Source organism: Mesorhizobium sp. M1A.T.Ca.IN.004.03.1.1, assembly GCF_003997555.1.
Taxonomy (GTDB): Bacteria; Pseudomonadota; Alphaproteobacteria; order Rhizobiales; family Rhizobiaceae; genus Mesorhizobium.
Window position 1 is genome coordinate 1 of sequence record NZ_RZTV01000950.1, and the last position, 242, is coordinate 242.

General features: G+C 62.8%; 1 pseudogene. It reads right to left on the reverse strand.

Annotated elements, in window-relative coordinates:
- Positions 1–242, reverse strand: a pseudogene (locus tag EOD29_RS34485) (adenylate cyclase); the annotation flags it as partial.

The following is a 242-nucleotide window of genomic DNA, read 5'->3' on the forward strand; positions in this document are numbered from 1 at the left end:
CCATGGCCTGGCTCGCCGCCATCACGCGCATGGCGCTCGGGTAGTTCGGCTGGTGGTGTAGCGATTTTCCTGCCCAGGCGGCAGCATCGTCATAGTGGCCGGCGCAAAAATGCGCGAGACCGATGTTGAACTGCCAGGCAAAGAGGCGCGGATCCAAAGGGCTGAGACGCATGGCAAGTGTAGCGTGTTCAACGGCCTTATCGGGTTCGCCCAGGCAGGCCTTCACCCAACTGCTGACGCCG